The sequence below is a fragment of the uncultured Roseovarius sp. genome (assembly GCF_913054395.1).
Taxonomy (GTDB): Bacteria; Pseudomonadota; Alphaproteobacteria; order Rhodobacterales; family Rhodobacteraceae; genus Roseovarius.
Genome location: NZ_CAJXIP010000073.1, coordinates 1 through 17,403 on the forward strand (window position 1 = coordinate 1; position 17,403 = coordinate 17,403).

A 17,403-nucleotide genomic window follows, 5' to 3' on the forward strand; every position below is an offset into this window, starting at 1 on the left:
ACGCGCCCGATCCGGGCCTTGACCGACTGGCTTGATACCAGCCAGGTGAAATCCTTCGGCGCCATGCTTTTGGATATGTATCCCAAGGGCCGGATTGATGCCGTGCCCTATCAGGCCGGGCAAAACCCGATTGAGATAGCGGCCTGGTTTGATCCGGGCAACTATGTGATTGAGAAGAACAAGTTTTATGGCAATGTCTGGATTCAGGGTGGGCCGCGGGCGCGGGTTTTCTTTCCGGACACGCCGAAAAAAGCCCCGGCGCTGAACAAGACGCCGCTGGTCAAATGGGACCGGCGCTATGTCTATGAAAGCTCGACCCACATGCTTTTGCCACGCGGGCTTAACCTGACCTATGATGAGTGGGGCGGCGAAAAGGCCAGCGGGATATTGCTTCACGCCAAGTTTCTGGACACGTTCACCGCCAAGGCCGCAGAGGAATTAACCCGACGACAGCACTATTCGGCAAGTGTGGAATACAAGGCATATGCAAAAACCGTGCAACAAAATCCAGAGCTTTGGTGCAAGTGGTCGGAAAAATATATAAACTGGCGTCAGCTCGAGATCCTTGGCCTGATGTCCAAGGGGAACTGGGCATGAGGGAAGGGCAGTAAATTATGGGTGTAGGGATCATCATGTTGGTCCATACCGCCTTTGGCCGCGCAGAACAGGTGGCGCGCCACTGGGCGGCGGCGGGCTGTCCGCTGGTGATTCATGTCGATAAGGCGGTGCCGCGCAAGACCTATGACGCCTTTGTGAATGCCCTCTCGGATATGCCGGATGTACGATTTGCAAGGCGGCATCGCTGTGAATGGGGCACCTGGGGCCTTGTTGCGGCGACGCAGGATGCGGTGAAGGTCATGCTGGATGATTTTCCCGCCGTGCGCCATGTCTATCTGGCGTCGGGTTCGTGCCTGCCGCTGCGCCCTGTGCAGGAACTCATCGACTATCTCGCCAAGCGCCCGCATACGGATTTCATCGAATCCGCCACCACCGCCGATGTGCCCTGGACGATGGGCGGCCTCGATCAGGAACGCTTTACCCTGCGGTTTCCGTTCTCGTGGCGTAACCATCGCTATCTGTTTGATAAATATGTCGCCCTTCAACGTCTATTGCGGTTCAAACGGCGTATTCCCAATGGCATCGTCCCCCATATGGGAAGCCAGTGGTGGTGCCTGACGCGCCAGACCCTGTCGGCCATCCTGCAAGACCCGGAACGCGCCACCTATGACCGCTATTTCAGCAAGGTCTGGATTCCTGATGAAAGCTATTTCCAGACATTGGTCCGGCAATATTCGCGCCAGATCGAAAGCCGGTCACTGACGCTCTCGAAGTTCGACTATCAGGGCAAGCCGCATATTTTCTATGACGACCACCTGCAACTTTTGCGGCGGTCGGATTGCTTTGTGGCGCGTAAAATCTGGCCCTTCGCCGACCGTCTGTATCAGGCCTTCCTGACCGATCAGGCCGGGGCGATGAATCGGACCGAACCAAACCCCGGCAAGATTGACCGTATTTTCGCCAAGGCGGTCGAGCGGCGCACACGTGGGCGCCCCGGTCTTTACATGCAAAGCCGCTTTCCCGTCGAGGGCCGTGAAAATGGCCTGACTTGCGCGCAATATTCCGTTTTCGAGGGCTTTTCCGACCTTTTCGAGAATTTCGAGCCGTGGTTGGCCAAGATGACCGGCATGCGCGTGCATGGCCATCTTTTTGCACCTGACCGGGCTGACTTTTCCGATGGCCAAACGGTGATGAATGGCGCCCTTAGCGATAGTGCGGCCCTGCGCGATTACAATCCGCGCGCCTTTCTGGCCAGCCTGATCTGGAACACGCGCGGCGAACGCCAGAGCTTTCAATTCGGCCCGCGCGACAAGCAAAATATCGAATGGGAAATCGCCAAGGATCCGAATGCCCAGATCTCGGTAATTTCCGGCGCCTGGGCGGTGCCGCTTTTCAAATCCAACCAAAATTTCGCGGATATCCGGTGCGAGGCGGCGCTTTTGCAACGTATCGAGAGCAAACACCTTGAGGTGTTGCGGTCGCAATGGATCAAGGCGCGGGTGCGCATCTGGACCATGGCGGAATTCATCGAGGCCCCGATGGAACCATTGCAGACGATCATTGATGAAATCGGCCAGCAAAACCTGCGTGGGCTGGCCGAGGTGCCGCGAATGACCGACCTGACCGGTTTCGGCCAGTTCCTGCAAAACCTCAAGAATCAGGGCATGCATCCCTATCTGATGGGCGATTTCCCGGTCGAGCACAGGCTGCATGAGCCGCAGCAGAACCAGCGTAAACCCTATCTGGTGCGGTAAATGTTGATGACAGCCCCGTTTGACTATTTCGTCGTGTTTGCGGAAATGCGCACAGGGTCGAATTTTCTTGAAAGCAACCTGAACGCCTTTGAGGGCATTGAATGCCATGGCGAGGCGTTCAATCCGCATTTCATCGCCTATCCCAACAAGACCGAGGTTCTGGGCGTGACTCAGGCGATGCGCGATGGTGATCCGGGGCGGTTCATCGAGGCAATAAAGACCCAGTCGAGCGGGCTTGGCGGCTTTCGGTTTTTTCACGATCACGATCCAAGGGTGCTTGATATCGTGCTGGATGATCCGCGTTGCGCCAAGATCGTGCTGACCCGCAACCCGGTCGATAGCTATGTGTCGTGGAAAATTGCGCAGGCCACCGGACAGTGGAAGCTGACCAATGTGAAGCGCCGCCGCGATAGCCGGGTCGAGTTCGACGGGCTTGAATTCGAGCGTCACGTCGCGCGGCTTCAGGAATTTCAGGTGTTTCTGTTGAATCGCCTACAGGCCAGCGGGCAGACCGCCTTTTATGTGGCTTATGACGACCTGCAAAGCCTTGAGGTCATGAACGGGCTTGCGCGCTACCTGGGCGTTGCCTCGACGCTTGATGCGCTTGACGATTCCCTGAAAAAGCAAAACCCTAGTGCGCTTGAAGACAAGGTGTCGAACTTTGACGAGATGGAGCGGGCGCTTGCCGGGCTGGACACGTTCAACCTGACGCGCACCCCGAATTTCGAGCCGCGCCGCGGTGCCGCCGTGCCCGGATTTGTCAGTGGCGCCAAGGCCGCGCTTTTGTATATGCCGGTACGGTCCGGTCCCGAGGCCGAGGTGCGCCAGTGGCTTGCAGCGCTTGATGGTGTGCCAGAGGATACCCTGCCGACCAAGCTAAACCAAAGGGCGTTGCGGCAATGGATGCGGCGCAAGCCCGGACATCGCCGCTTTACCGTTCTGCGCCATCCGGTGGCGCGCGCGCATGCCGCGTTTTGCGACAAGATCCTGATCAAGGGGCCGGGATGCTATCGCGATATCCGCAAGACGCTACGCAATTTTCACAAGCTGCCGCTGCCTGGCGGCGATCTTGACGATACGTATGACTGCCGCGCCCATCGCGAGGCTTTTGTGGCGTTTCTGGGCTTTCTCAAGGCCAATCTTGCGGGCCAGACCAGCATTCGCGTCGATGCGCATTGGGCCACGCAGGCCTCTGTTCTGGAAGGGCTGGCACAGTTCGGTTCGCCCGACATGGTGATCCGGGAAACCGAGATGAAAGGCTATCTAGCCGCCATGGCGCGTCAGGTCGGCTATGCCAGGCCGCCGGTTCCGCCAGAGGTGCAAGGGGATCATCCGTATGATCTTGCTGAGATTTACGATGAAGAGATCGAGGCGCTGGTGCGTGACGTCTATCAGCGCGATTACATGACCTTTGGGTTTGGGCCCTGGTCCTGAGCCTCAGGCGGCCTGAACCGCCTGGGCCTCGGTCACGATCGTGTAAAGCGTAACGGAATCGCTGTTCGAGCGGAGCTTGGCGCAAAGCGATGCATCCCGCAGGGTGCGAGAGACAAGAGCAAGCGCCTTGAGATGCTCGACCCCAGCGTCAATCGGAGCAAACAGAGCGAAGGCAAGGTCAACCGGCTGGCGATCAACGGAATCAAAATCAATCGGCTTGTCGAGCACGACCAGAACGCCGACCACGTGATCCAGACCGTCAAGACGGGCATGTGGAAGAGCGACGCCATGGCCCACGCCGGTGGGGCCAAGGCTTTCGCGATCCAAAAGCGCCTCAACTGCGGCAGCGTGCGAAATTCCGTATGCGGATTCCGCAATCGCGCCAAGTTCTTGCATAAGGCGCTTTTTACTTGTCACACCAGACAAAACGCGCACGGCCTGAGGTTTCAGGATCATAGGTATTTCCATTAACTTTGCCGCTCAAACAGGTGTTTGTTGCACCTGTCGCCTCTGTTTACGGGTCAATCCAGCCTATGTTGCCGTCTTCCCGGCGATAGACGACGTTGACCGCCTCTTTTCCCTCGTTTCGAAAGATCAGAACAGGTGCGCCTGCCAGCTCCATCTGCATGACCGCTTCGCCAACCGAAAGCGACGGAATTTTGGTTTCCATCTCGGCGACGATGATCGGTTGCAGGCTGTCGGGCTCTGATTCCGTTCCTTCAACGTCTGACGCGAGGATATAAGAGGAAGCACCCAATAGTTCAACCGGCTGCGGACGGTCACGATGATGGTCCTTCAACCGACGTTTGTAGCGCCGAAGTTGCTTGTCCATCTTTTCGCAACACGCATCGAACGCGGCGTGGATTTCATGCGCCTTGGCGCTGGCCTGCGCCGTCAAACCGGTGGATAGGTGTACGACGGCTTCGCAGTTGAATTCGCTGCCAGTCTTGGAAAAGATTACATTCGCATCGGTCGGCCGCCCGGTATACTTATCAACAACTGCACCAAGATGCTCCTTCACATAAACCTGAAGGGCTTCGCCAATATCGATCTGCCGTCCGCTGATTTGGTAACGCATCTTATCTCCTTCATTTGACAAACCGGGGGCCGCAGGGCGCGCAGGCGCCATGTCGTGTGCTAGCTCCGGATGCTGAAATTTGACCTATGCTGAGCTTGTTCGAAAGCAGGCCCTTGTCGCGGGGGCCATTCAGAGAACAGCGCAAGTTCAACACATGTCATACCTTAATTGACGCGCTTTCGGGGCGCCTTGTCAATTCAAATTGAGGGGATTTGCCGGGTTTCGCCGACAAAGGCAACGCATCAGGAGATGCGGAAATTGTCGCCCAGGTAGACCCGGCGCACATTTTCATTCTCGACCACATCCTTGGGGCTGCCGGACATCAGAACCTTGCCGTCATGCAGGATATAGGCCCGGTCGACGATCTCGAGCGTCTCACGAACATTGTGGTCGGTGATCAGAACGCCGATGCCCCGTTTTTTGAGATCCGCCACCAGATGGCGGATGTCGCCAACCGAAATCGGATCGACCCCGGCAAATGGTTCGTCCAGCAAAAGATACCGCGGTTGCGCCGCCAGGCAGCGGGCGATTTCCACCCGGCGCCGTTCCCCGCCCGAAAGGGCAAGCGCGGGCGCGCGGCGCAAATGCTCGACCGAAAATTCCGAAAGCAGCTCTTCCAGCCGCTCGCGTCGTTTGTGCCGATCCTTTTCCGAAATATCGAGAATCGCCATGATGTTGTCTTCGACCGACAGCCCGCGAAAGATGGACATTTCCTGCGGTAGATAGCCAATCCCAAGCTTGGCACGGCGATACATCGGCAGGTTGGTCACATCACGCCCATCAATGAAGATATGCCCGCCTTCGGGATAGATAAGCCCGGCAATGGCGTAAAAGGTCGTGGTCTTGCCCGATCCGTTCGGCCCCAAAAGGGCAACCACTTCGCCCTGTTGAAGCGACAACGAGACATCGCGGATCACGACCCGCTTTTTATAGCTTTTGCGCAGGTTCTCGACCCGCAACCCGGTGCTTTCATGCGCCAGCGTGAGATTCGGCGGCGTCATTGCCTGGCCTGGGGCTGAAGCACGGTTTTGACCCGTCCGCTCACCCGTGCGGTGCCTGCGTTGGTGTCGACAAACAGGGTTTCGCCGGTGATGGCATTATCGCCCTGTACCAGCAATACATCACCGTGCATTTCGATGATGCCGGTGGTTATATTGTAATCGGCGCGCTCGCCTTCGGCGGCATCGGAGCCGCTCACAAGGGTCACACCGCCGGTTGCCTCAAGGCTTTCGATGCCGGTTTGACCCGCAAGATAGACCACAAGCACGCGCGGCGCCGTAAGCCGCATTTCGCCCTGACCGATAACCACATTGCCGGTAAAGGTCGCGGTGCCGTCGTTCTGATTGACGTTAAGGTTGTCGGCTGTCACTTCGACAGGAAGGTTGCGATCCTGCTGGCTGCTGCCAAAGGCGACCTGTGCGCCCTGCGCCATGCTGACTATGGGCAGGCAGACCAAAAACAGCCCGGTCACAAACATCATTAATCTGGGCACTGGCATCATTCCTTGGCGTTATCCGGACGGTATATCAGCTTGACACCCCCGGTGAAAAGCAATTCCGGCTCGTTGCTGGCGCTGTTGTTACGCAAAAGCATGCGCCCGGCATCAATATGTCCGATCGAACCGACAGCGGTGACCTGTCCGGGGCTTTCGGCATAGATCGCATCAAGCCGCGTGGTAAGGCGATCCGTATCCACCACATAACCGCTTGAAGTGGTAATCTGGACCTCGCCGTCCAATGTGGCCGTCAGGTCATTCTGGTTCATATTCGCACGACTCGAGGTGATATCTACGACCGTTCCGGCGGCAAGCGCCATGCGCGCGTGTACACCCTCCGCCAAAAGAATCTCGGGCGCACCGCGCTCGGGGCGGGCGCTATCTGCGGCAAACCTGATCTCGTCGCCCTGTTTGGTGACCCCTGCAAAGCTTGGCCTTGTGGCCCCCATGTCCTGAGCGCGCTGCTCGATGTCGATCTGAGAGATGGGTATTGATTGCGTCGGGTCAACGGTGCGCGAGATCATGAAAACGGTGGATAACAGCCCAAGCGCAGCCAGCGGCAGGATGATCTTCATCCAGGCGACAACCCGGGAATAGGTGTTATCCGCCCGTGCCATTAGTGGGCGAAGAGGTCGATCTCGGGCCAGCCTGCAAGATCAAGCCGCGCCCGTGTCGGCAGAAAATCAAAACAGCTTTGCGCCAGATCTTCGCGCCCTTCACGGGCCAGTCGGACGTTAAGCGCCTCGCGCAGCCGGTGCAGGTAAAGAACATCCGAGGCGGCATAATCCAGTTGTGCATCGCTCAGGTTGCTCGCACCCCAGTCCGAGGTTTGCTGTTGTTTCGAGATATCAACGCTCAGCAATTCCTGAAGCAGGTACTTGAGGCCATGCCGATCCGTATAGGTGCGGATAAGCTTGCTGGCGATCTTGGTGCAATAGACCGGCGCCGCAAGCGCGCCAAAGGCGTTGTACATCGCGGCGATGTCGAACCGGCCAAAGTGAAACAGTTTTAGCACCTCGGGGTTTTCCAGAAGAGCGGCCAGATTGGGCGCGCTGGTCTGGCCCTTGGCGACCTGAACCAGATGGGCGTTTCCGTCACCGCCCGAAAGCTGGACCACGCATAGCCGGTCGCGATGCGGGTTCAGCCCCATGGTTTCACAGTCGATTGCCACGACCGGCCCAAGATCAAGCCCGTCGGGCAGATCGTTCTGATAGAGATGGTTTGCCATTTGATGTCCTTGCGCCCGGATGAAAAGCATGGGCCGATAGAATGAATTGGCCTTGTGATTAAGCGTTTTGCTGTCCTGCCTCAACCTCGCATTTAGGCGTCATGCAGGGGAATTCCAGTACCCGCTCGTCAGTGGCGGGCCAAAGACGCTTGCGATTGGGCCATTGCTCGGCCAGAAAGTGAATGCAAACGACAAAGGAGTGGCCCCCGTGAAACATGCCAATCAAACCGCCGACCGCGCCGCCGATTACCTTGCGCGGCGTTTGTACGAGGCGGGATGTCGCCATGCCTTTGGCATGCCGGGGGGCGAGGTGCTGACCGTGATGGATGCGTTGGCGCGGGCGGGCATCGAATGCGTTCTGGCGCGGCATGAAAACGCGGCCGCCTTCATGGCCGAAGGTGTGTGGCATCGCACCGGCGCGCCGGGTATCCTGATCGCCACGTTGGGGCCCGGGGTTCTGAACGGTGTCAATGCGATTGCCAATGCCCATCAGGACCGCGTGCCGCTTATCGTGTTGTCGGGCTGTGTCGATGCCGATGAGGCGCTGACCTATACCCACCAGATCCTGGATCACGAGGCGGTCCTGCGCCCGATCACCAAGGCGACCTTCCGCCTGACGGCGCAGGGGGCCGATATCATCGCGGACAAAGCGATGGGCATCGCGCTTGAGGGGCGCCCCGGTCCGGTGCTCATCGACGTGCCGATCAGCATTGCCGATACCCGCGTTACCCTGCCGATCCTGCGTCGCCGTCCCATGGCCGAGGTCATGGCCCCCGCCCCCGGCGAAGCGCTGACCCGCGCGCGCGGTTGGCTGGCCGATGCGGAGCGTCCGGTGATGATTGTCGGCCTTGATGCCATGAACGAAGGCGCCGGCCCTGACATTGCCGCGCTTGCCGAACGTCACGGCATTCCGGTGATCACCACCTACAAGGCCAAGGGCGTGATTGATGAAACCCACGCCATGGCGATGGGCGGTGCAGGCCTTTCGCCGCTGGCCGACGGCATTGTCGTGCCCCTGGTCGAGCGCGCCGATCTTATCCTTTGCGTCGGCTATGATCCGATTGAAATGCGCCCCGGCTGGCGCGAGATCTGGGACCCGGCCAAGGTCAACGTGATCGACATCGCGGCGGTGCCGAACCATCAGTACATGCATCAGGCGACGATGAATATCGTCGGCGATTCCGGCGCCGGCCTGCGCGCGCTTTGCGAGGGTGTCGCCCCGCGTGCAACATGGCCCGGTGGCGAACCGGCGGCGGTGCGCGCCGCCTTGGCCGATGCCTTTTCGCACGACGATGACTGGGGTGCGGCGGGCGTGATCGCCGAGGCACGCGCGACCCTTCCCCGTGACACGATCGCCACTTGTGACAGCGGCGCGCATCGCATTCTGTTGTCGCAGATGTGGACCTCTTACGCCCCGCAGGCGCTTTTGCAGTCGACCGCGCTGTGCACCATGGGCTGTGCCGTGCCGCTGGCCATGGGCGCCAAGATCGCAGAGCCCGACCGCCCGGTTGTAAGCTTTTCCGGCGATGCCGGTTTCCTGATGGTGGCGGGCGAGCTTTCAACCGTGGCCGAGCTAAAGCTGCCGGTGATTTTCGTGGTGTTTGTCGATGCATCCCTGTCGCTGATCGAAAAGAAACAGCGCGAGCGGCAGATGGTCAATCTGGCGGTGGATTTCGGACATCATGATTATGCTGCGATTGGCCGGGCCTTTGGCGGCAATGGCGTAACGGTCAGGTCGCGGTCCGAACTGCGCGCGGCGCTGGAAGAGGCGCAAAAGGCCGATAGCTTCACCGTGATCGCCGCCGAAATTGATCGCGGGTCTTACGATGGCCGAATCTAAGGAGCCCGCCATGCCCGGACCGCTTGACGGCCTTGTCGTTCTTGATCTCAGCCGTATCCTTGCGGGGCCGACCTGTACCCAGCTGATGGGTGATCTTGGCGCCGAGGTGATCAAGATCGAAAGCCCCGGCGGGGATGACACTCGCACATGGGGACCGCCCTTTGCGCTTGATGGCGAGGGTAAGCCGACCGATCTTTCGGCCTATTTCATGTCCTCGAACCGCAACAAGAAATCTGTGGCGCTCGACCTGACCGATCCCGAGGCGCAAAAGGCGCTTCATGACCTTGCCGGACGCGCCGATGTGGTGATCGAGAATTTCAAACCCGGCGGCCTTAGGAAATACGGGCTTGATCACGATACGCTCTGCGCCGCCTATCCGGGGCTTGTCTATTGCTCGATCTCCGGGTTTGGCCAGACCGGCCCGAACCGCGACAAGCCGGGTTATGACCTTATGGCGCAGGGCTTTGGCGGCATCATGAGCATCACCGGCGAGGCAGGCAAAGAGCCGATGAAGGTCGGTGTCGGGGTCGCCGATGTGGTCTGTGGGCTTTATGCGACGGTCGGGATTCTCGCGGCGCTGCGCCATCGCGACGCCACCGGCGAGGGACAGCATATCGACATCGCCCTTGTCGATGCGACCATGGCCTGGCTGGTCAATCAGGGTTTGAATTACCTCACCTCCGGTGTGGCCCCGACGCGGGCGGGTAATGCCCACCCCAATATCGTGCCCTATCAGGTGTTCGAGACCAGCGACGGCTATGTCATCGTCGCGGTCGGCAACGATAGCCAGTTCGCGCGGTTTTGCGACTATCTTGGCCGGGGCGAATGGGCCAGCGACCCGCGGTTTGCCACCAATGGCGCGCGCCTGGCCCATCGCGATACCCTTGTACCCGAGATTGCCAGGATCTTGGCCGCGCGCGATACCGACCATGTGATCGCCGGGCTAGAGCTTCGCAAGGTGCCGGTGGGTCCGGTCAATACCATTGAACAGACCCTTGAATCCGATCAGGCACAGGCGCGCGACATGACCGTGACCCTGCCCGCGCCTCAGACCGCCAAAGGCGAGGTGCGCCTGTTGGGTAATCCGCTCAAGTTCTCGCGCACGCCGGTCAGCTATCGCAGCGCGCCGCCCGGCATCGGCGCGGATACCGAAGAGATTCTGGCGCGGATCAAGAGCGGGCTGTAACCCGCAATCTCGCCATAGTGATTTGCCTCGCCGCGCCCGCCGAAGTAGCCCTAGGCGCGAAAGCGAGGGCAATGTCATGCAACGATTTCTGAGCATTTTGATGATTCTCGGGCTGGCCGCAGGCAGCGCACAGGCGCTTGAGCCGCGCGAGGGCTGGGTGGTGCATGAGACCGGCAAATCTTACGGTGATCTGGTCGAGGCAGTCCGCGATGCCGTCAAGGCCGCACCGATTGCAATCGTTACCCAGGCAAGCGCGTCCGACGGCGCGCGGATGCAGGGGCACGAGATTCCGGGCAACCGGGTTTTCGGGCTTTATCGCAACGATTATGCCCGCCGGATGCTGGCCGCAAGTGTGGCCTCGGGCATCGAGGCGCCGATTCGCATGTATGTCACCGAGGACAGTGATGGCACCGCAAGCCTGAGTTACCGCAGGCCGACAGCCGTGTTTTCCCCCTATTTCGACGAGGGCGGCACGGCGCTGCGCGATTTGGCGAGTGAACTGGACGGCATATTTGAAAATGTTGCAAAAACCGCCATTTCCGAGTGATTTACAGGCAATTGCAGGCAATACGCCGCTGATGCGGCTCTCGTTAAGCGGGTTTGCGCCTATTTTCAGGTGCCTCAAGGAAGAGCCCCTGCCTGCCGCTCGTCACATTCGTTAAGGACTCGATAACGTATTGGTGAGTTTGGCAGTGCACGTGTTGCTGGACTCTCAAATAGCGGGCTAGCTGGTCAGGAACTCACTGGCGAAAGGATATCGGGCCATGCGTAACGATCAATTTGGGTACGAAATGACCGTATCATCCCCTGCCGCCGCCGAGGCATGGGACAAGATGGTGTTGGCCTTTCTGGCCCATGCCGCGAAGACGCCCGAATATTTGGGGAGTGTTCTGAAAGAGGCCCCTGACTTTGCCATGGCTCATGCGGTCAAGGGGATGTTCTTCCTCATGCTGGCGCGGCGGGAACTTGTGGATACTGCACAAGAGGCCTATGCCGCCGCTCTGGCCGGTGCCGGGCGCGTGGCGCCAACCGCGCGCGAAATGGGCTATGTGCGCGGGCTTGGCGCCTGGCTTGAAGGCCGACCAAGTGAAGCCATAGCCGAGATGGAAGGAATTCTTGCGCGTTGGCCCGAGGATGCCATGGCGATGAAGATCAGCCACGCCATCCGCTTCATGCTTGGCGACGGCAAGGGCATGCGGGCCTCGGTCGAGGCGGTTCTGCCGACCTATGACGCCAAGAACCCCGCGCGCGGCTATCTGCTTGGCTGTCACGCCTTCACCCTTGAGGAAACCGGCGAATACGGCCGCGCCGAATCCGCCGGGCGCCTTGGCCTGAGCCTGTCGCCCGATGATGCCTGGGGGCTGCATGCGGTGGCGCATGTTTTTGACATGACCGCCAATGCGCGCGCGGGCCTGAGCTGGCTTGACGGGCGCGAAGCCGCCTGGGCGCATTGCAACAACTTTCGCTATCACGTGTGGTGGCACAAGGCCCTGATGCATCTTGATCAGGGCGAAATCGACGCGGTGTTCGAGCTGTACGATACAGAGATTCGCGCCGATAAAACCGACGATTACCGCGATATCTCGAACGGTAGCGCGCTTTTAACTCGGCTTGAGCTAGAGGGTATCAGCGTCGGTAACCGCTGGGAAGAGCTTGCCGATATTTCCGAGCGCCGCACAGAGGATGCCTGTCTTGCCTTTGCCGACCTGCATTACCTCTTGGCGCTGATCGGGGGCGACCGGACAATGGCCGTCAAACGCATGATGGCGCGCCTGCAACGGGATGCAAAACATACCACCGCCGACGAGATGAAAGCACGCTTGGCAACACCTGGCCTATCGGCCGCAACGGGGCTTGAGGCCTTTGGGGAAGGGGATTACAAGACCGCGTTCCTCAACCTTGGGCGGGCCAGACGATCCATGCAACAAGTTGGCGGCAGTCATGCCCAACGCGACGTGTTCGAGCGCCTTACAATTGATTCAGCAATCCGTGGCGGTTTTCTTGATGACGCCGAAATGATTCTCGAGGAACGTTTGGCAGCGCGCGCAGGTCGTCTGGATGCCTACGCCAGCACCCGGTTTGATCTTATTGCCGAGTCCAAGGGTGAGTGGAAACAGGCAGGCCGCCTTCCGGCCGAGTAACCGCAGAAATTCCAAAAAAGGAGCCGACACCGCATGACGAGTGTTGCCGACCCTGCCATGGCACGTAGCCATTCATCACAGGCCGTAGCCGCACCCGTGGCATCAACCCGCGATATCCGTCTGGATTTCTTTCGCGGGCTGGCGATGTTCATCATCCTTTGTGCCCATACGCCGCACAACTTCTTCACCAGCTGGATTCCGGCCCGCTGGGGCTTTTCCGATGCAACCGAAATCTTCGTGTTCTGCTCTGGCATGGCCTCGGCCATTGCCTTTGGGCGCACGTTCGATCGTGCGGGCTGGTTGCTTGGGACGGGGCGTGTGGGATACCGCGTCTGGCAGGTTTATTGGGCGCATATCGCGATGTTCTTTACCATCGCCACCATTTTGGCCGGAATTGATCAATTCGGCAGTTTCGACAAGACCTATATCGGCTCGCTCAATCTGTGGAAATTCTTTGCCGATCCGGGGCCGCAACTGATCGGGCTTTTCACCCTTACCTATGTGCCGAATTATTTCGACATCCTGCCGATGTATATGGTCATTCTTGCGATGATGCCTGTGGTCATGGCGCTAAGCCGCATCAATCTCTGGCTGCTGGCGGCAGTGATCTTTCTGGTCTGGATATTCGCGCAACGCTCTGTGCTTGAGTGGCTCGGGCTAAGCGAAATGCACCTTGGCTTCCCGGCCGAGCCGTGGTCGGATCGCAAGTGGTTCTTCAATCCCTTCGGCTGGCAACTTATCTTTTTCACCGGGTTTGCGTTCATGCGCGGCTGGATTCCGAAGCCGCCGGTGAACCAGGTGCTTATCATCATTGCGGCGGTTATCGTGATCGCCAATATCCCGCTGTCCAACATCGGTGTGCGGGAGTTCGGGTTTGACTGGGCACGCGACTGGCGCATTGCAAATGGCGGGCTGTTCAACAAATCCGACTTTGGCATTCTGCGATATGCGCATTTCCTTTCGCTGGCGTATCTGTGCTGGGTCGCGGCAGGCGAAGGCGGTGCGCACCTCAAGGCGAGCGGCGATGGAACGCTTGCGCGACTATGGCGCGGCCTCTTGGCGATGATCCTCAAGGTGGGCCAGCAATCGCTTGCGGTTTTCGTGTTTTCGATGGTCTTTGCACGCCTGTCGGGCTTTGTGATGGATCAGGTCGGGCGTAACACCTGGAACATGACACTGGCCAATTTCATCGGCTTTGGCGCGCTGATCGTGGTGGCCTATACCGTCGCGTGGTTCAAATCCCATCCGTGGAGGGTGGCGAAATGATTCGTCGTGACCTTTTGAAGTCCGTCGCGGCCTTTGCGCTTTGTCCGGTTTTGGCGCGCGCCGAAGATGGGGCGACGGCGCCCTTTTCCAAACAGGGGCTGATCGACCTTGCCCGCGCCCTTGCCCAAAAACCCTATGCCAAGCGCGCAACCGTGCCGCAGGCCTGGCGCGATATGTCTTATGACGATTACCGTTCGATCTGGTTTCGCAGCCGCGATGCGATCTGGTCTGACACCGATTATCCGCTGCGCGTGGATCTGTTTCACCCCGGCCTTTATTTTCCCAATACGGTCGAGGTGAATCTTGTCGAGGATGGCCAAAGCCGCGTTCTGCCGTTTGATTTCGGTCTGTTTGACAAGACCGACATGGCGCCCGACCTGCCGCTTGACGGGCATCTTGGCTATTCCGGAATCCGTTTGCGTGCCGAGCTTGAAAAGCCTGGCATCTTTCAGGAATACGCGGTGTTTCAGGGCGCCAGCTATTTCAGGGTGATCGCGCGTGATCTGGTTTACGGGCTGTCGGCGCGTGGGCTTGCCATCGGCACCGCCTCGCCCGAGGGCGAAGAATTTCCCGATTTCACCCGCTTCTGGATCGAGCGCCCCGCCATGGGTGCGACAACGCATAAGGTACATGCGCTGCTTGAAAGCCCCTCGGTGACCGGCATCTATCACTTTACCCTGCGACCCAATGGCAAGGCGACCGATGTCGACGTCAGCATGACCCTGTTCCCGCGGGTCGATCTTGATAATGTCGGCATTGCACCGCTGACGTCGATGTTCTTTTTCGACGAAACCAACCGCAACCGCTTCGATGATTTCCGCCCTGCCGTGCACGATAGTGACGGGCTTGGCGTGCTCAATGGCCGGGGCGAGATGATCTGGCGCCCGCTGGCCAACCCTCGTGAGGTGCAGATTTCGAGCTTTGTCGATGAAAACCCGCAGGGCTTTGGCCTTGTTCAACGTGAGCGGCGGTTTTCCGATTTCGCCGATCTTGAGGCGCTTTATCACAAACGGCCCAGCCTCTGGATCACACCCGGCGATGACTGGGGCCGGGGCGCGGTTACGCTTGTGGAAATCCCGACCGACAAAGAGATCTATGACAATATCGTCGCCTATTGGCGCCCGCGTGATCCGCTTGCGGCCGGAAGCGAGCATAGCTTTAGCTACCGCATGACATGGGTCGATCAGGTTGAGCCCAAAAAGCCGGTCGCGCAGGTTCTCAATACGCGCATGGGCAAGGGCTTTACCCACGGCGAGAAAAAGGTGGTGACGATTGATTTCGCCCCGCACGAGGCGCTACCCGATGATCTTGAGGATCTTGTGATCCACGTCAGCTCGAACCGGCTTGACGTGTCCGAAGGCCTTGTTCAACGCAATCCCGATACCGGTGGCCCGCGGCTTGCGTTTTCGTTTCTGCCGGGCGACGTGACGGCGGCGGAACTGCGTGCGCAGCTTTTCTATCAGGGTCGCTCTGTGACCGAAGTATGGTTGTACCGATGGACCGCCTGACCCCCTTTCCAAGTTCGGCGCATATGCCGCCGCCAAGCCCGATGGCGCATCCTGTCCAAAGCCTGAGTCGCGCGCATCGCGACTCGCGTGCGCCCGGCTGGGCCCCTCTTCGCCATATCTGGTGGCGACGTGCGGCGGCATTCCTGCCCGCAATCGCAACCACCGGTGGGCTAGGCATGGCCTTTGCCGATTGGCTGTCGTCGGGCGGCATGTGGTGGCTTGAATGGGTTCTTCTGGCGCTTGTGGTGGTAACGTTTTTCTGGATCGCTTTGGCGGTTGGCACCGCGACGCTTGGGCTTGCCTGTTACCTGACGCGCAAGCGTGTGACGGCGCATATTCCGCCCGCGCCGATGCGCGTGGCGCTTTTGGTGCCGATCTACAACGAAGATCCCGCAGAGGTGTTCGGCAATGCCTGTGCCATGGTGATGGCACTTGGCAATGCGAAGACCGCGCATCAATTTGACCTTTTTATCCTGAGCGATACCCAGGACAGCGCGATTGCCATGGCCGAACAACGCGCCTTTGCCACCCTGCGTGCCGCGCTGCCACCGGGGGCGGGGGTCTGGTACCGCAGGCGTGTGCAGAACACCGAACGCAAGGTTGGCAATATCTCGCAATGGCTAGAGAACTGGGGCGCGGCCTATACTGCGATGGTGGTTCTGGATGCCGATAGCCTGATGAGCGCCGAGGCCTTGATTCGCCTGAGCGATGAAATGGCCGTCGACCCCTCGGCCGGTCTTATTCAATCGGCCCCGCTTGTTGTGGGCTCGGATACGCTTTTTGGCCGGATGCAGCAATTTTCGGCCTCGGTTTACGGCACCCTGCTAAGCGAAGGCCTTGCCGGCTGGACCGGTGCCGAGGGCAATTACTGGGGTCATAACGCGATCCTCCGTACCCGTGCCTTTGCCGATTGTGCGGGCCTGCCGCGGATGCCGGCGCTATTGGGCAAAGGCAACCTGATCCTGAGCCACGATTTCGTCGAAGCGGGGCTTTTGCGGCGTGCAGGGTGGGCCGTGCGTTTCATACCCTCGATTTGCGGCAGCTATGAAGAACCGCCTGCGACGCTCATTGATTATGCCTTGCGCGACCGGCGTTGGTGCCATGGCAACCTGCAACATCTTAGCCTGTTGGGCACGCGCGGTTTGCATGCGGTGTCGCGGTTTCACCTTCTGCATGGCGCGATAAGCTATCTTTTGTCGCCCGCGTGGTTCGGACTTTTGGTGATCTGGGCGCTTTTGGGCAACGGACCCGATAGCGTGATCACCTATTTCTCGGCTGAAAACCCGCTCTATCCGATCTGGCCAGAGATGAGCCGTGTGAGTTCGGTTCTGATCCTGATTTTCATGTACGGCATGCTGCTTGCGCCCAAGTTGATGGGGGCGGCGGCGCTTGGCCTGACCGATGTCAGGATTGCACGGTTTGGTGGGGGGCCGCGCTTTGTGCTCTCGCTGGTGGTCGAAATCGCCCTGTCGATCCTGTTTGCCCCGATCATGATGGTGCAACAGCTTGTCGCGGTTCTGCGCACCGCCATCGGTATCCGGCCCACATGGTCACCACAGGCCCGCAAGGGCGGGGCATATGGTCCGGCCACGGTGCTCAAGTTCCACGCGATTGAGACCCTGAGCGGCGCCTTGCTTGGGATCGGGATGCTCGCCGGGTTGGTGTCGCTCTGGCTGTTGCCGATTACGATCAGCCTGCTGGCGGCGGTGCCTTTGTCGATGATGTCGGGCGTGCGGCTTGGGTCGCGGCGCGGGTTGCGGCATGTCATGTCGACCCCGGAAATGCTTGATCCCCCGCCGATCCTGAAACTGGCGCGCTCGCATCGAATGCTGTTTCGCGCACCTGTTCAGCCGCCTATTGCGGCGGAATAGGCTCTTTTTCGGCCTGTCCGGACAGCAGAGGACCGGCTTGGCCT

At 59.5% G+C, this 17,403-nt stretch carries 15 protein-coding genes and 1 pseudogene; 10 read left to right on the forward strand and 6 right to left on the reverse strand.

Annotated elements, in window-relative coordinates; translation table 11 throughout:
• The 3 genes and pseudogenes from QZ522_RS11250 to QZ522_RS11260 all read left to right on the forward strand — a co-directional run.
• Window positions 1–597: pseudogene (locus QZ522_RS11250) on the forward strand (glycosyltransferase family 2 protein); the annotation flags it as partial.
• Window positions 598–614: 17 nt separating this feature from the next.
• A complete protein-coding gene (locus QZ522_RS11255; RefSeq protein ID WP_294611237.1) occupies window positions 615–2,312 on the forward strand; it encodes a beta-1,6-N-acetylglucosaminyltransferase in 1,698 nt (565 codons plus the stop codon).
• Between the two features lie 6 nt (window positions 2,313–2,318).
• On the forward strand, window positions 2,319–3,746 hold the full coding sequence (locus tag QZ522_RS11260; RefSeq protein ID WP_294611276.1) for a sulfotransferase family 2 domain-containing protein: 1,428 nt from the start codon (window positions 2,319–2,321) through the stop codon (window positions 3,744–3,746).
• A gap of 3 nt (window positions 3,747–3,749) precedes the next feature.
• Here the strand turns inward: QZ522_RS11260 and QZ522_RS11265 are convergent, their stop codons facing one another.
• The 6 genes from QZ522_RS11265 to QZ522_RS11290 all read right to left on the reverse strand — a co-directional run bounded on the left by QZ522_RS11265 (window position 3,750) and on the right by QZ522_RS11290 (window position 7,547).
• Window positions 3,750–4,214, reverse strand: coding sequence for a PTS sugar transporter subunit IIA (locus tag QZ522_RS11265; RefSeq protein WP_294611240.1), 465 nt, complete (start codon window positions 4,212–4,214; stop codon window positions 3,750–3,752).
• 46 nt (window positions 4,215–4,260) lie between these two features.
• Window positions 4,261–4,824 (reverse strand): ribosome-associated translation inhibitor RaiA, encoded by a 564-nt coding sequence (gene raiA / locus QZ522_RS11270; protein WP_294611243.1) that lies wholly within the window; start codon window positions 4,822–4,824, stop codon window positions 4,261–4,263.
• Between the two features lie 242 nt (window positions 4,825–5,066).
• The gene (gene lptB / locus QZ522_RS11275; protein ID WP_294611246.1) at window positions 5,067–5,825 is read right to left on the reverse strand and encodes an LPS export ABC transporter ATP-binding protein; all 759 of its coding nucleotides are present in this window, start codon (window positions 5,823–5,825) and stop codon (window positions 5,067–5,069) included.
• Window positions 5,822–6,325, reverse strand: a complete 504-nt coding sequence (gene lptA / locus QZ522_RS11280) for a lipopolysaccharide transport periplasmic protein LptA (protein WP_294611249.1) — start codon at window positions 6,323–6,325, stop codon at window positions 5,822–5,824. Before lptA ends, lptB begins: the two co-directional genes overlap by 4 nt.
• The gene (gene lptC / locus QZ522_RS11285; protein WP_294611252.1) at window positions 6,322–6,894 is read right to left on the reverse strand and encodes an LPS export ABC transporter periplasmic protein LptC; all 573 of its coding nucleotides are present in this window, start codon (window positions 6,892–6,894) and stop codon (window positions 6,322–6,324) included. The genes lptA and lptC overlap by 4 nt, the downstream gene beginning before the upstream one ends.
• Before the next feature lie 41 nt (window positions 6,895–6,935).
• Complete coding sequence (locus QZ522_RS11290) at window positions 6,936–7,547, reverse strand: ribonuclease D (protein ID WP_294611255.1); 612 nt, start codon at window positions 7,545–7,547, stop codon at window positions 6,936–6,938.
• A gap of 208 nt (window positions 7,548–7,755) precedes the next feature.
• Here QZ522_RS11290 and QZ522_RS11295 point away from each other — a divergent pair, with 208 nt between their 5' ends.
• From QZ522_RS11295 to mdoH, 7 genes are all read left to right on the forward strand, one after another.
• Entirely contained in the window at window positions 7,756–9,387 is a 1,632-nt protein-coding gene (locus QZ522_RS11295) for a thiamine pyrophosphate-binding protein (protein ID WP_294611258.1), read from the forward strand.
• A 10-nt stretch (window positions 9,388–9,397) separates the two neighbouring features.
• Window positions 9,398–10,573, forward strand: coding sequence for a CoA transferase (locus QZ522_RS11300; RefSeq protein WP_294611261.1), 1,176 nt, complete (start codon window positions 9,398–9,400; stop codon window positions 10,571–10,573).
• A gap of 76 nt (window positions 10,574–10,649) precedes the next feature.
• Window positions 10,650–11,120 carry a DUF302 domain-containing protein gene (locus tag QZ522_RS11305; protein WP_294611264.1) on the forward strand — a complete coding sequence of 157 codons (471 nt, stop codon included), beginning with the start codon at window positions 10,650–10,652 and terminating at the stop codon, window positions 11,118–11,120.
• 217 nt (window positions 11,121–11,337) lie between these two features.
• A complete protein-coding gene (locus tag QZ522_RS11310; RefSeq protein WP_294611266.1) occupies window positions 11,338–12,714 on the forward strand; it encodes a tetratricopeptide repeat protein in 1,377 nt (458 codons plus the stop codon).
• Window positions 12,715–12,747: 33 nt separating this feature from the next.
• On the forward strand, window positions 12,748–13,980 hold the full coding sequence (locus QZ522_RS11315; protein ID WP_294611269.1) for an OpgC domain-containing protein: 1,233 nt from the start codon (window positions 12,748–12,750) through the stop codon (window positions 13,978–13,980).
• Entirely contained in the window at window positions 13,977–15,488 is a 1,512-nt protein-coding gene (locus tag QZ522_RS11320; RefSeq protein ID WP_294611271.1) for a glucan biosynthesis protein G, read from the forward strand. The genes QZ522_RS11315 and QZ522_RS11320 overlap by 4 nt, the downstream gene beginning before the upstream one ends.
• Entirely contained in the window at window positions 15,476–17,359 is a 1,884-nt protein-coding gene (gene mdoH / locus QZ522_RS11325) for a glucans biosynthesis glucosyltransferase MdoH (protein ID WP_294611273.1), read from the forward strand. The genes QZ522_RS11320 and mdoH overlap by 13 nt, the downstream gene beginning before the upstream one ends.
• Window positions 17,360–17,403 lie beyond the last annotated feature (44 nt).